Here is a 13667-nt window from a genome sequence, read left to right on the forward strand (position 1 = left end):
CGTTCACGAGGGCTCCTTCGACGGCAGGGGCTCCTTGGACGGCAGCGGCTCCCTGGACGGCAGCGGCGACAGGTTGCGGCGGACCCGGGAGGACAGCCGCACGTGGCCGCGCTCGAACCGCTTCTCGATGAAGTGCTGGCCGACGCTCGCGATCGTGGTGAGCACGAGGTACCAGATCGAGGCGACCACGAGCATCGCGATGACCTCGAAGTTGCCGAGGTAGATGCGCTGCGCCACGGTCAGCAGCTCGGCCCCGGCGATCACGGAGACCATCGAGGTGGTCTTCAGCATCGAGATGAACTGGTTGCCGGTCGGCGGGATGATCACCCGCATGGCCTGCGGGAGCACCACGCGGCGCAGCACCTGCCGGTGCGACATGCCGAGCGACTCGGCCGCCTCCCGCTGGCCCGGGTCGACCGAGCGGATGCCCGCGCGGACGATCTCCGCCATGTACGCGCCCTCGTTGATCGCCAGGCCGAGCAGCGCGGCGGTGAACGGCGTGATGACCGCGTTCGCCTGCCACTCGATCAGCTTGGGCCCGCCGAACGGCACGCCGATCGCGAAGGTGGGGAAGACCAGCCCGATGTTGAACCAGAAGATGAGCTGCACCAGCAGCGGCGTGCCGCGGAAGAACCACGTGTAGAGGGCGGAGGTGCCGCGCAGCACGGGGTTGTCCGACAGCTGCATGACGGCGGCCAGTACGCCCAGCGCCAGGCCGATGGCCATGGACAGCACGGTGAGCTGGATCGTGACCCACAGACCGCCGAGGATCCTGCCGTCGGCCAGGTAGGCGACGATGACGTCCCAGTGCAGGTTCTCGTTGACAATGATCGTGTAGGCCAGCCAGACGAGGAAGAGGAGGGCGACGGCCGCCCCCAGCCACCGGCCGGGCCGTACGGGGCGCACGGCCTCGATCGGCAGCTCGGCGTCGGCCGCCTTCTCCCGGGTCACTTCCACGGCTGGGTGTTGACCAGCACGCCGTTGACGGCGTTGGCCGTCACGCCGTACTTGTCCAGCACGGACGTGTAGCCGCCGTCGGCCTGGAGCTCCTCCATCGCCTTGGCGACCGCGTCCCGCAGCGCCGTCTTGCGCTTGTCGACGGCGATGCCCCACGGGCCGGCCTCGTACTGCTCGGGCAGCACGTCGTACTTGCCGGTGTCCTTGGCGTACATGACGGCGACGGGGTAGTCCACGATCGTGGCCACCGCGCGCCCGGAGTCGATCGAGAGCAGGCCGGTGGGCGCGTCCTCGCTCTGCATGATCTTCATCTTCGTGGCGCACTTCTCGTTCTGCTTCTCGCCGATGGCGAGGTTCGAGCTGCCCTTGGCCAGCACCACCGTGCGGCCGCACAGGTCGTCGAGGGTCTTGATGCCCTCCGGGTTGCCCTTCTTCACCATGATCGCGCCGCCGGCGTTGAAGTAGTCGATGAAGTCGACCGCCGCGCGCCGCTCCTGGGTGTCGCTCATCGAGGACATCACGATGTCCCAGCGCCCGCCCTGGAGGCCGGGGATGAGGCCGTCGAAGGCCGCGTTGGTGATCGAGAACTTCAGCCCGAGCTTGGCCGCGATGGCGGCGCCGAGGTCGGGGTCGACACCGGTGAGCTCCTGGGTGCCCTTCTTGTACATCTCCATCGGGGGGTAGCCCTCCGACGTGGCGACCCGCAGCGTGCCCGACTTTCGCACGTCCTCGGGAACCAGGTCCTTCGCTGTCTTGCCCGTCGTCGCCGCCGCGTTCTCGCCCGCGGCGGTCCCCGACGACGAACGCCCGCAGCCGCCGGCGAGCGCCGACACGACCAGCGCGCCGACTATGGCCACATATAGGCGCTTTGTCATGGAACCTCCTGTTTTGCGAACGATTGAGCTTATGCTGGCGACAGGAGGTAACGGGCGTAACAATCGTGAACGCTTGTGGTCCTCAGCATCGAAGACTTCGATGCTCCTCGACGGGATGCGGCGCAGCCGTTTCAAGCCACGCGAGCGGGTCCCGTCTCAGCCCCCGAGCCCGTGCGCCGGGCGGGAGACCGAGACCGCGGGCCGTACGACCGCGACCCGGGCACGGTGGACGGCGGGCTTGCCCGCCGGGCGCGTCCCGGCGGCCCAGCACACCGCGCCCGCGGCCACGGCCGCCACCAGCGCGAGCCATCCGAGGGCCCGCCCCGCGCGCAGGCCGTAGCCGCAGGCGAGCCAGTACAGCGACAGCAGCAGCCTCATCCGGCCGCGCGGGCTGCCCAGCCGCCGCATCTCCATGGCCCCGAACGCGAAGTCGGCCGCCACGCGCGCGTCGTCGACGCCCGGCCGCAGGCGCTCGTACAGAACCGCCAGGCGCGCCGGGTCGGGCTCCCGCTCCCCGGCCGGACCGGCCTGCTCGTCGGCGCCCTGCGCCGGCCACCCCCGCCACAGGTGCTCGTCGGCGATGACCCGGCGGCGGCTCCACCACCGTACGGGCGGCCAGCCCAGGCGCAGCCCCAGCCCGCCCGGGGGCGCGGCGAACACGCACTCCCGCAGGCGCAGGCCCTCGGGACGGCGCAGCCCGCCGAGGCCGCACGCCCGCAGGTCCGCCCCGGTCAGCGTGAGCGCGCCCGCGTCGAGGCCGTCGAGCGAGGTCACGCGCAGCCGGCCGGAGCGCCGGGTGACGGCGGACAGCCCGGCGAGCGTCGCGTCCCGCAGGTCGACCTCGGCGTCGGACAGCCGTGCGGCGAGCCGCCCGAGGACGGCCGTAGCGCGAAGCACCACACGGCATCCGCCGGTGTCGATGTGCAACGGCGCGCAGGCCCGTACGCCCGCGAGCGACAGGCGCCGCACGATCCGCATCGGGCCGAGGTAGGCCGCCCCCTCGAAGCGGGCGCCCTGGAACTCGGCGCTCGCCCCGCAGTCCGAACCGCGAAAGGAGACGGCCCGGTGGAAGCGGGCGCCGCGAAAGCAGGCGTCCCCGTGGAAGGTGGCCGCGTCGAACGTGGCGAACCCGTGGAATTGCGCCCTTTGGAACGACGCCTTCTGGAACGACGCGTTGGCCGTGCCTCCGGGTGGCGGGGTGCCGAACCGCGCGGCGCCGAACAGGGCGTCGCCGCGCACCGTGACGTGGTCGAACGCGGCATGACCGCACACCCGCGCGTCGTGCAGGGAGAACTCGCGCAGGAACCGGGCCTCGCGGAAGGAGACGTTGCCGAGGAACCGGGCGCCGTAGAACGAGGCGAGCCGGTCGAACCTGGCGTGGTCGAAGGTCGCGTCACCGGCGAAGACGACCTCGCCGAAGCGGGCCGGGCCGGTGAAGACGGCGCGGTCGAACCTCGCCCTGCCGACACGGCGCTCCACGCCGTCGAGGACCCGCGTGAGCAGGTCCTCCGACAGTACGGTGCCGCGCAGGTCGAGGGCCTGACCGGGAGTCGGGCTCCGCAGCAGCTCGGCCGCCTCGACCGGCGTGAGGTGCGCCAGGCATCTGCCGTACGGCTCGTGGGCGACGCCGAGGCACTCGGGCACGGCGTCACACGTTCTCCAGACCACGTCGAGCGGAGTGATCCGCGACCGGGGTGTCATGGCAACGTCATACCCGATGTCCCGTCTCGGGACGTTAAAGCGTGATGGATAGGTAACAGTGTGTATCCATCGGGCGATCGCCTCGGGGCTCCTCGCCGGTCGTTTGCCCTGGACAGGCAGGGGTACCCGACGTGCATGTCTGAGCAGTCGAACTCCACACCGCCACCGCAGACGCAGCCGTACCCCGGCCGGACGGGCGAGATGACGCCCGAGCCCAGGGACGAGATGCGCGACTACACCGGACGCGACCTGCTCGCGGGCAAGCGTGCCCTCGTCACCGGCGGCGACTCCGGCATCGGGCGGGCCGTCGCCGTGGCGTTCGCCAAGGAGGGGGCGGACGTCGCGATCGCGTACCTGACCGAGCACGAGGACGCCGAGCACACCAGGAAGCTGGTGGAGCAGGAGGGCCGCCGCTGCTTGATCATCCCGGGGGACCTCGCCGATCCCCGCCACTGCGAGGAGGTCGTGGAACGCACGGTCCGCGAGCTCGGCGGGATCGACGTGCTCGTGAACAACGTGGCCACGCAGTCACCGGTGCAGTCACTGGAAGAGCTGTCCAATGATCAGTGGGAGCGCACCTTCGCGGTGAACATCCACAGCTACTTCTGGGTCACGAAGGCCGCGCTGCGGCACATGCCTGAGGGCGGCTCGATCGTCAACACCTCGTCGATCAACGGGCTGCGCGGCAACAAGACCCTGATCGACTACTCCGCGACCAAGGGCGCGATCAACGCGTTCACCTACTCCCTGGCCCAGGTGCTGGTCGAACGGGGGATCAGGATCAACGCCGTGGCCCCCGGCCCGGTCTGGACGCCGCTCATCCCGTCCACGTTCCCCGAGGAGAAGGTGGGCAAGTTCGGCCAGCAGGTGCCGATGGGCCGGCCGGCCGACCCCGACGAGATCGCTCCCTCGTACGTGTTCTTCGCCGCCAACCGGCTGTCGTCGTACTACACCGGTGAGGTCCTCGCCCCGATCGGCGGCGAGACGCTGCCCGGATGAGGTCGCGGCGCCGGCGGCACGGGTCGACGTCACAGGGCCGCCCGGGATCGTCCCGGGCGGCCCTGTGCATGCTTCCCTTGTGCTCGCTTCCCTGGGCTTGCTTCCCTGGGCTTGCTTCAGCCGTTCTCGTTCAGACGGCGACTCTGGTCCTGCAGCTCGTCGATCAGCTTGGAGGCCTCGGCCTTGCTGAGCCCTTCCGGCACGTCCCGCCCGGCCTCCCTGGCCAGTGTGCGCAGGTAGGACTCCTGCGGCGCGGTCATCGGCTCGTCCCCGGTCGCCCACTCCTCGGGGTCCTTCTCCACAGGTCCTCGGTCCATGACTCCTCCATTGTCGAACTGCCGTTCGCTCTACCCGTCGTCGTGGTCCGTAACCTGCGATCAACGCGCCGCGGGGTGGCGTATGTACCGGGCCCGGGTGAGCTCCGAATCGCCCGGCTCCGCCCGTCGCCGCCGCAGCATCCGCGCGGCCAGCACACCGCCCGTGGCGCATCCGGCGGCCAGCGCCGCCGCCGCGGCGAACATCGAGCCGGCGCGCGTGGACGGAGGCTCCGGCCGTACGGCGCGGGCCCGCCAGGCGCGCAGCCACATCGCCTCGGCCGCCGCGTCGAGCAGATAGGTGGGCCGGACGCGGCCCATGGGCACGTAGACCAGGTCGACGGCGAGCAGCGTCGCCGCCGTGGCCATGCCGAGCCGGCGCGCGTGGTCGGCGCCGCCGGGAGTGGAGGCGGCGCGGATCTGCGTCCATCCGATCCCGACGAGCAGCCCGGCGACGGTGCGCTCCAGCCACCGGTCGGTCTTCGCGCCGAACACCTTCTCGAAGCTCGGCAGGTGCAGCAGCGGCCACAGTCCGCCGGCGATGTTGAAAAGCCCGTGGGCGCGGGCCAGGGCCGCCGCGCCCCTGTCGTCCTGGGTGGTCATAGGCCGACGATGCCCGGCCGTAAAACGGACAAACCGCACTAGGTTCGCCAGGAGGGCCGGGGGTAGGCGCACATCGAGCAGCCACGGGGGAGGACGCCATGCCCGGAAATTTCAAGATTCGGCCACTCGGGGGAGCGGCGGGCTGTCTCCTGATGATCGTCATCTCGGTCGTCGCGTCGATCCTGCTCACGATCCTGGCCAACGTCCTGATCCGATGAGAGGGCCGGCGTGCTTCTCGCGGACGGTGCGCTGCCCTTGTTCTCCCGAACCCGCTCGCCGGCAATCACGACCGCTGGCCGATTTCCGTCGCCCGTTGTGACCGTCCGCGGGACGGGCCGTAATTGCATTAGCCGAAAAGTATGTTCCGGTTGGCACAATTCTCGCATTCCGCGTGGAGAACGCCCGGTGGTGAATTTGTGCGATGACAGGCGGAACATTTCGCCTATATCATCGCCGACCGTGGCTGAAAGCGATCTTTCGAGCCCGTCCCTTGTCGATGACCTGTACTTTGTCCTGCACGACAATGTGACGGGCCATCCGTTGCTTCATTCCCGGCTCACGGGGCTGGCGCTGGCCGGCGGGGTCCTCGGCGAACTGATGCTCGCCGAGCGCGTGGCGCTCGACTTCGGGTCGAACCCGGAACGCCTCTACCCGACGTCCCCGGACGCCACCGGTGACCCGCTCACCACGGCGGTGCTCGGGCACGTCATCGCCGAACCGCACCACCCGGTCGGCACGTGGCTCCTTTTCTTCGCCCGTACGATCTACGCCGACGTCACCGCCAGGATGATCGCCGCGAACCTGCTGAAGCCGCCGGTCAGGCATCTGCTGAAGCAGCAGCCCCCGGCTCCCGCGGACATGAACACGGCCGCGTGGCCGCTCGCCCGCCTGAACCTCGCCGTGCAGCGACGCAAGCCGCCGGTGACCAAGGACTGCGTCCTCCTGGGGCTCCTGGACGCGGCCGGTTGCGCCCAGCGGGTGCTGTCCGAGCACGATCCCCGGTTCGTGGCCGCCGTGACCGCCATGCTCCCCGTACCCCTGCGGAGACTCATCGCCCAGACCAAGGTCGCCGTCGGCCAGGCCGTCATCAGCCGCCGGTGACCAGCAACCCCCCTCACACGGAGTTCCAGGTGTCCCTCACACAGCAACGGCCCAGCGCCGTCACCGCCGCACTGGCCGAGGACCGGCTCGGCGTGCCGTCCATCGTTTTCTTCGTCATCTCCGCGGCGGCGCCGCTGATGGTCGTCGCGGGTTCGGTCCCTACGGCGTACACGGTGACGGGCGTCATCGGTGTCCCGTTCGCATTCCTGATGCTGGGCGCCATTTTCGCGCTATTCGCCGTCGGATACGTGACGATGGCCAGGCACGTGGTGAACGCGGGCGCTTTTTATGCCTATGCCGCCCAGGGGCTCGGCCGGACCCAGGGAGTCGCGACCGCCTGGGTGGCGCTGCTGGCCTACAACGCGCTGCAACTCGGCCTCTACGGAATCATCGGATCGGCGGCCGAGCCGCTGCTCGTCGACTGGTTCGGCGGCTCGCCCCCGTGGTGGGTGATCGCGCTCGTGGCCTGGGTGGTGACCGGCGTGCTCGGCCTGCTGCGGGTGGACGTCAACGGAAAGATCCTGTCCATCCTGCTGGTCAGTGAGATCGCCATCGTGCTGCTGTTCGACCTCGGCGATGTGACCCACGCGGCCCCGGGCGGTCTCAGCCTCGAGGGCTTCACTCCCGGCGCGCTGTTCGTGCCCGGCGTGGGTGCCGCGCTCGCCACCGTCGTCGCGGGGTTCGCCGGCATCGAGTCGTCGGTGGTCTTCGCCGAGGAGTCCAAGGACCGCCACAGGACCGTGCCCATCGCCACCTACCTGGGCATCGCGATCATCGCCGTGCTGTACGCGTTCTCCGCGTGGGCGCAGACGGTGCCGACCGGGCCGGACGGTATCGTCAAGGCCGCCTCGGAGCAGGGGACCGAGCTGATCTTCAACCAGGCCGCCGCCCACCTGGGCTCCGCCGTCTCGACGATCGGCTCGGTGCTGTTCGTGACCAGCAGCATCGCCTGCATGATCGCCTTCCACAACACCACGGCCCGCTACATCTTCGCCCTGGGCCGGGAGAACGTCCTGCCCTCGATCTTCGGCCGCACCTCGGCCCGGACCGCCGCGCCGATCGCCGGGTCCCTGCTGCAGACGGTGCTCGGGCTGATCGTGATCATCGTTTACGCGATCTCCGGCCTCGACCCGGTCACCAAGATGTTCTTCATCTTCGGCACCTTCGGCGGTCTCGGGCTGCTGACCCTGCTCACCGTCACCTCGATCTCGGTGATCGTGTTCTTCGCCCGCGATCCGCGGGGGGAGACGACCTGGCGCACCCGCGTGGCCCCGGCCCTGGCGATCCTGGCGCTCTGCGTGATCATCTGCCTCACCCTGGTCAACTTCGACACGGTCCTCGGGGTCGAGCCCGACTCGGTCCTCCGCTGGATCCTGCCCGGTATCTTCGTTGTTGCGATCGTCTTCGGCCTGGTCTGGGGCCGGGTGCTGAAGTCGATCCGGCCCGAGGTGTACGCCAACATCGGCCTGGGCGCCCAGGCCCTCAACGGGGGCGTCAAGTGACGATCGAGATCACCCGGATGACGGACGCGGCCGCGGCCGGCGGGCTCATCGCCGAAACCTTCCACACCGACGAGATCACCAGGTGGCTCATCCCGCGGGCGGAAGACCGGCTGCCGATGCAGCGGCGGTTCTTCACGATGTGGGCCGGGCACGCGCTGGAGCACGGCGACGTCTACGGCATCCACGAGTCGGGCGAGCTGGCCGGTGTGGCGGTCTGGTTCGCCGCGCCGTTCCCCGAGATCCCCGGAGAGCAGGAGGCGATCGCGTCCTTCGCGGGGGACAACGCCGAACGCTACGGGCTCTTCGGGCAGCTGACGGAGAAGCTCCACCCCCGGGAGCCCCACCACTACCTGGCGTTCCTCGCGCTGGAGCGGGGGAGGACCGGCCGCGGCCTGGGCACCCTGCTGCTGGAGGAGCATCACCGCAAACTCGACGCCGAGGGGATCCCGGCCTATCTGGAGGCGAGCAGCGAGGCGAGCCGGCGGCTCTATCTCCGCCACGGCTACGTCGACATGCCCGAGCTGCTCCGGCTTCCCGGCGGCCCGGTCATGTACCCCATGTGGCGCGAGCCCCGCTCGTCCGGGCAGGCCGGATAGCCGTACCGGTGGGGGACGGGACGGCCGGCTGACCGCTCAGCCGCCGCCCGTCTCCTCGGCCCGGGTGGACACGTACGCCCCCTGTCCCTCGATCGTGTACACGAGGCCCTCGCCGCTGAGCACCTCGACGGCGCGGCGTACGTCTTCGGGGGCGAACCCGTGCTCACGCACGAGACGCTCCTCGGACGGCAGGGGACGGTCGGGCTCGATCCGGCCGCGCACTATCTCCTCGCGAAGCATCGCCGCGAGCCGCCGGTGCGCGGGGACCGGTTCCTCGGGATCGTTGGTGACGGCCACGCCCCACCACTGCCCGGCCCCGCCCGATCCAACCCTTGCCCTCCGCCGTCTCAGTCCCGGACGGGCTGGGCGTGGCGATCGGCCGCGGGCTCCGGACGGGGCGAGCGCAGCGCCGGAGCGGTGAGGGCAACGAACAACGCCAGCACGGCGGGCACCAGCAGCGCGCGCGGAAGGGTGACCGCCTCGGCCAGGCCGCCGATCAGAACGGGACCCGCGAGGAAGCCGGTGTAGCCGAGGCTCGCCACGGCGGCGAGCGCGCGGCCCGACTGGGCCGGGTCGCGGTGCCCGGCGGCCGAGAACACCTGCGGGATGATGCACGACAGGCCCGCGCCGAACAGACCGAATCCGACGACCCCGGCAACGGGTTCGCCGACGAGGATCCCGGCCGCGAGACCTGCCCCGGCGAGCCCTCCGCAGCAGCGCACCAGCGTGACCTGCCCCAGCCAGGCGGCGAGGCGGTCCCCGGCGAACCGGCCCGCCGTCATCATGATCGAGAACGCGGCGTACGCGGCAGCGGCGAAGCCGGGGGAGGAGCCCAGGTTGTCACGCAGGTAGACCGAGCCCCAGTCGGCCGCGGCGCCTTCGCCGATCATGCAGCAGAACGCGAGGACGCCGAGGAGCAGCACGGTGCCGCCGACGCGCCGGCGTGCGGGTCGCGCCTCGGGGGAGCCCGCCTGCGCCGCCTCCCGCGCCGGCTCGTCGCGCGTCGCCCAGCGGGCGCTCAGCAGGGCGATGAGCAGGATCACCGCACCCATCGCCGCGAAGGTGACACCGGGGCTCATCCCGGCGTGGGCGAACATGCCGCCGGCGGATGCTCCCACGAATCCTCCGACGCTGAACACCGCGTGGAAGGACGACATGATCGACTTTCCGGACGCCCGCTCCACCACCACGGCGTTGGCGTTCATCGCGACGTCGAGCGTGCCGCAGACCGCGCCGAACACGAACAGGGAGAGCGCGAGCGCCGGCAGGTTCGGCATGTAGGCGGGAAGCACGAGGACGAGGCCCTGGGCGATGGCCACCGGCAGCATGGTCCGGTAGCTGCCGTAGCGGTCCACCAACCGGCCGACGACCTGCATGCCGGTGATGGCGCCGGCCGCGATGCCGAGCAGTCCCAGGCTGAGCGCGCCGTCGCTCAGCCGCAGGCCCGCCTTGATGGCGGGGATGCGGCTGGTCCACGTGCCCATGGCCATGCCGGACAGCAGGAACAGTCCGTAGACGGCCACGCGGGCGCGCAGAAGCGCCGGACGGGCGGGGACGGACAGAGCCATGTGGTGCTCCTCGGGGCGCTGGGAGGTTCGTACCGGAAGATTCGTCGGTGTTGTCGCGGGTGTTGTCGCGGGTGTCGTCGCGGGAGTGGCCCGGTGACGGGTGGCGGGGCCTCGGGCCGGTGTGCTGCTGCGGAGGTCCGCTCGTGTGCCATGCAGCCGTACGGACGGGCTGGGTGAACCTGTCGGCGCCGGCGAGGTGTGCGAACGATCAAGGGAGGTGTTCGCCTCCCGCGCGGGAAACCGCCCGGCTTGGCGACCTCCCGGACGGCGTCTGAGGGCGGAACCCGGGGTCGGAGGAGGACTGCCGTCTCGCGTATCCGCCCGGTCCAGGTCCGACGCGGGGGCGGTCCCAGGACGACGGCACCTCTGCGGGGTGCTCAGGTGACGGGAACGGAGGCGGGAACGGTGCGCACGGCGACGCCGGCGGCGGTGAGAGCGTCGTGCTGGTCCCGGGGGATGTTCTCGTCGGTGACGACCACGTCGAGCCGGTCGAGCCCGCAGACCGCGCCGAACGCCGTACGGGTGAACTTCCCCGAGTCGCACGCGACGACGACGCGGCGGGCCGAGGCGATCGCGGCCTGTTTGATGGCAACCTCCGGCAGGTCGTGCGCGGTCAGGCCGTGTTCGGCCGACAGGCCGCAGCAGCCGATCACCGCGGTGTCGAACCGGAGGGCCTTGATCGACGTCTCGGTGAGCGGTCCCACGAAGTTCATCTCCCCGTGCCGCACCTCCCCGCCGGGCAGGACGAGGCGGACGCGGGGTGCGCCCGCCAGTTCCTGCGCCGCCTGGAGCGCCAGCGGCAGGATGGTCAGGCGGCGCTCGCGTACGGCTCGGGCGACTTCGAGCGCGGTCGTGCCGCCGTCGAGCAGCACGGCCTCGCCGTCGGCCAGCAGGCCGGCGACCTCGGCGCCGATGCGGCGCTTGGCATCGATCGCCTCCCGCTCGCGCACGCCGAACGGCGGCTCCTCGCCCCGCAGCAGCAGGCTCAGGGCGCCGCCGCGAACGCGCCGCACCACCCCTTGCTGGGCGAGTTCGTCCAGGTCGCGGCGGATGGTCATCTCGGAGACGCCGTATGCCAGCGCCAGTTCGGACACGGAGACGCTGTCGGACGTACGCAGCGCGTTCATGATGGCCCGGATCCGTTCGGCACTTTCCATGCGTGCATTTGAACACAGCACATGTGCGAAAGCAAATAAATCTACATTGTAAAGGTGGCAGACTGGTTGCATGCGCGCGAGCCGGTTGCTGTCCCTGCTGCTCCTGCTACAGACACGCGGCAGGATGACCGCCACCGAGATCGCCGAAGAGCTGGAGGTTTCGGTCCGCACCGTCTACAGGGATGTCGAGGCCCTGTCGGCCGCCGGTGTGCCCGTCTACGCCGACCGTGGGCCGCTCGGCGGATATCGGCTGCTCGACGGCTACCGTACCCGCCTGAACGGGCTCACGGTCGAGGAGGCGTCCTCCCTGTTCCTCGCCGGCCTCCCGGGGCCGGCCGCCGAACTCGGGCTCGCCGACTTCGCCGCCGCGGCGGAGCTGAAGCTGCTGGCCGCGCTGCCGCCCGAGCCGCGTTCCCACGCGGCCAAGATGCGGGAGAGATTCCACCTCGACGTGCCGGGCTGGTATCGCGGTGCCGACGAGGCGCCGTTCCTCATGGAGGTCGCCGAGGCGGTGTGGGAGGAGCGGATGCTCCGGCTCCGCTACCGCCGATGGGGACCGACCGAGGTGGAGCGGCTGGTGCATCCCTACGGGCTGGTTCTCAAGGGTGGTTCGTGGTATCTCGCCGCCGCCTGCTCGGGCACGGTGCGGACCTACCGGGTGAGCAGGATCATCGAGGCCGAGGTGCTGTCTGAGCGCTTCGAACGGCCGCAGGACTTCGATCTCGCCGATTTCTGGCGCGGTTTCGCCGCGGAGTTCGCCTCACGCATGTACACGGCCGAGGCGGTGATACGGCTCGCGCCCGGCGCGGAGGACCTGCTCCGATACACCCTGGGGGGAGACGTCGTCGACAAGGCGCTGGCCGACGGACAGCCGGAGCCCGGCGGGTGGACCCGGCTGACACTGCCGATCGAGTCCCTCACGCACGCCCGGTGGCTGTTCCTGCGCATGGGCGTCCTCGTGGAGGTGCTGGAGCCGGCCGACCTCCGCGCGCTGATGGCCGAGGCCGTCGCGGACCTGGCCCGCATGTACGGCACGGCGCCGGAGGACGAGCCCGGCGCCGGACGCTGAAGCGGACGGCACCGGGTCCCGGCGCGGACTGCCGGGTCGTTCCGGTCTCGGCCCGCGAGGAAGCTGAGTGCGGAAATCAGTCTTGCTGCGGCGCAGTCCCGGCACCAGGCGCCGGTAACTCGACGGCAGCCCGGCCTGCTCGGAGGATCTTCGCGCGCCGCGAGGTCAGGAACTCGCGGACCTCTTCACGGTTGTCCACCCCTCGACGGGTACGTCCCGCCCGCGGCCGGTAAGGATGTACTGCTGGTACACCCCATGACGGTGACTCGCTGCGCGCGCCAAGAGACGGTTACCTGGCAGGCGTGGGGAGCAGGGCGTGGCCCAGATCAAGGCGCTGACCGGCGCCATCGACCCGGGCAAGATCTCCGACCTCACCCTTCCCCTTGTCCGCCCGCGCCGGGAGGACCGGCCGCTAACCATCACGCTCACAGACAAGGAACGACCATGCAGATCACGCGAAGCTCGATCGACACCGTCAAAGGCCCGGCAGACTGGTTCACCGGCGAGGTCTACATCGACGCCGTCGCCGCCGCTCCCGCCCCGTCCCGCGTCACCGCCAATCTGGTGCACTTCATGCCCGGGGCGCGGACCCACTGGCACCGCCACCCGCTGGGCCAGACCGTCTTCGTCACCGAAGGGATCGGCCTGTGCCAGCGTCGGGGCGGGCCGGTCGAGGTCATCCGGCCCGGTGACCGCGTGCTGTTCGAGGCCGATGAGGAGCACTGGCACGGCGCCGCACCGAACCGGCTGATGGTCCACCTGGCCATCAACGAGAGCGACGCCGACCACGACGTCGTGCACTGGCTGACGCCCGTCACCGACGAGCAGTACGCCGCCGCCCCGGCCACCGGATGACCCCGCTCTGCCAGACGACACCGAGCCGTCAACAGGATGGACCAGAGACCGCCCATGCCCCGTTCCACGGCACCGAGCGGATCGGCTACCCGCCCCGCAAGCTGACCACCGACGGCGCCCCCGAACCGGCTGCGGCCAAGGCCGGGGACATCGCCTACTTCGCGCCGTGGGGCAACCTCGCGCTCTTCTACCGCGACGGTCCCTCAGCCTCCGCCGACCTGCTGATCCTGGGCCACATCGACGCCGACACCGACCAGCTCGCCAAGGCCCGGCGCATCACCATCCAGACCTCGCCCTGACCGAGCCGGCACCAGACCCGCACCGGGCCCGTACCGCACACCTTCGAACCGGTAGCCGCAGATCGACGCGG

Annotated in this window: 15 protein-coding genes; 7 read left to right on the plus strand and 8 right to left on the minus strand. The window is 70.8% G+C overall.

The window, feature by feature from the left end:
• Positions 1–3: 3 nt before the first annotated feature.
• The 3 genes from Msi02_RS12775 to Msi02_RS12785 form a co-directional block, all read right to left on the minus strand.
• Positions 4–957 carry an amino acid ABC transporter permease gene (locus tag Msi02_RS12775; RefSeq protein WP_239108365.1) on the minus strand — a complete coding sequence of 318 codons (954 nt, stop codon included), beginning with the start codon at positions 955–957 and terminating at the stop codon, positions 4–6.
• Positions 948–1832 (minus strand): ABC transporter substrate-binding protein, encoded by an 885-nt coding sequence (locus Msi02_RS12780; protein ID WP_204048547.1) that lies wholly within the window; start codon positions 1830–1832, stop codon positions 948–950. Before Msi02_RS12780 ends, Msi02_RS12775 begins: the two co-directional genes overlap by 10 nt.
• A 156-nt stretch (positions 1833–1988) precedes the next feature.
• Positions 1989–3533 (minus strand): pentapeptide repeat-containing protein, encoded by a 1545-nt coding sequence (locus tag Msi02_RS12785; RefSeq protein ID WP_204048548.1) that lies wholly within the window; start codon positions 3531–3533, stop codon positions 1989–1991.
• 135 nt (positions 3534–3668) lie between these two features.
• Between Msi02_RS12785 and Msi02_RS12790 the strand changes: the two genes are divergently transcribed.
• Complete coding sequence (locus Msi02_RS12790) at positions 3669–4532, plus strand: SDR family oxidoreductase (RefSeq protein ID WP_204048549.1); 864 nt, start codon at positions 3669–3671, stop codon at positions 4530–4532.
• Positions 4533–4648: 116 nt separating this feature from the next.
• On the opposite strand, the gene Msi02_RS12795 is transcribed toward Msi02_RS12790, so the two are convergent.
• Together Msi02_RS12795 and Msi02_RS12800 are read right to left on the minus strand one after the other, a co-directional pair.
• Positions 4649–4849, minus strand: coding sequence for a DUF3072 domain-containing protein (locus tag Msi02_RS12795; protein WP_079318106.1), 201 nt, complete (start codon positions 4847–4849; stop codon positions 4649–4651).
• A gap of 60 nt (positions 4850–4909) precedes the next feature.
• On the minus strand, positions 4910–5449 hold the full coding sequence (locus Msi02_RS12800; RefSeq protein ID WP_204048550.1) for a hypothetical protein: 540 nt from the start codon (positions 5447–5449) through the stop codon (positions 4910–4912).
• Between the two features lie 459 nt (positions 5450–5908).
• On the opposite strand from Msi02_RS12800, the gene Msi02_RS12805 reads away from it, so the two are divergent.
• The 3 genes from Msi02_RS12805 to Msi02_RS12815 are packed head-to-tail and all read left to right on the plus strand — an operon-like array spanning position 5909 to position 8648.
• Entirely contained in the window at positions 5909–6550 is a 642-nt protein-coding gene (locus Msi02_RS12805) for a GOLPH3/VPS74 family protein (protein ID WP_204048551.1), read from the plus strand.
• Between the two features lie 29 nt (positions 6551–6579).
• A complete protein-coding gene (locus tag Msi02_RS12810; protein ID WP_143737621.1) occupies positions 6580–8052 on the plus strand; it encodes an APC family permease in 1473 nt (490 codons plus the stop codon).
• Complete coding sequence (locus tag Msi02_RS12815) at positions 8049–8648, plus strand: GNAT family N-acetyltransferase (protein WP_079318110.1); 600 nt, start codon at positions 8049–8051, stop codon at positions 8646–8648. Before Msi02_RS12810 ends, Msi02_RS12815 begins: the two co-directional genes overlap by 4 nt.
• A gap of 36 nt (positions 8649–8684) precedes the next feature.
• Here the strand turns inward: Msi02_RS12815 and Msi02_RS12820 are convergent, their stop codons facing one another.
• The 3 genes from Msi02_RS12820 to Msi02_RS12830 all read right to left on the minus strand — a co-directional run bounded on the left by Msi02_RS12820 (position 8685) and on the right by Msi02_RS12830 (position 11373).
• On the minus strand, positions 8685–8945 hold the full coding sequence (locus tag Msi02_RS12820; RefSeq protein WP_204048552.1) for a winged helix-turn-helix domain-containing protein: 261 nt from the start codon (positions 8943–8945) through the stop codon (positions 8685–8687).
• 50 nt (positions 8946–8995) lie between these two features.
• Complete coding sequence (locus tag Msi02_RS12825) at positions 8996–10216, minus strand: MFS transporter (RefSeq protein WP_204048553.1); 1221 nt, start codon at positions 10214–10216, stop codon at positions 8996–8998.
• A 377-nt stretch (positions 10217–10593) separates the two neighbouring features.
• Positions 10594–11373, minus strand: coding sequence for a DeoR/GlpR family DNA-binding transcription regulator (locus Msi02_RS12830; protein WP_193206215.1), 780 nt, complete (start codon positions 11371–11373; stop codon positions 10594–10596).
• Between the two features lie 70 nt (positions 11374–11443).
• Between Msi02_RS12830 and Msi02_RS12835 the strand changes: the two genes are divergently transcribed.
• The 3 genes from Msi02_RS12835 (at position 11444) to Msi02_RS12845 (ending at position 13596) form a co-directional block, all read left to right on the plus strand.
• Positions 11444–12442, plus strand: coding sequence for a helix-turn-helix transcriptional regulator (locus Msi02_RS12835; protein WP_204048554.1), 999 nt, complete (start codon positions 11444–11446; stop codon positions 12440–12442).
• 444 nt (positions 12443–12886) lie between these two features.
• Positions 12887–13297, plus strand: a complete 411-nt coding sequence (locus tag Msi02_RS12840) for a (R)-mandelonitrile lyase (RefSeq protein WP_204048555.1) — start codon at positions 12887–12889, stop codon at positions 13295–13297.
• Positions 13294–13596: a cyclophilin-like fold protein gene (locus tag Msi02_RS12845; RefSeq protein WP_204048556.1), complete on the plus strand. Its 303-nt coding sequence runs from the start codon at positions 13294–13296 to the stop codon at positions 13594–13596. Before Msi02_RS12840 ends, Msi02_RS12845 begins: the two co-directional genes overlap by 4 nt.
• Positions 13597–13667 lie beyond the last annotated feature (71 nt).

This window comes from Microbispora siamensis (assembly GCF_016863095.1).
In the GTDB taxonomy this organism is placed as follows: domain Bacteria; phylum Actinomycetota; class Actinomycetes; order Streptosporangiales; family Streptosporangiaceae; genus Microbispora; species Microbispora siamensis.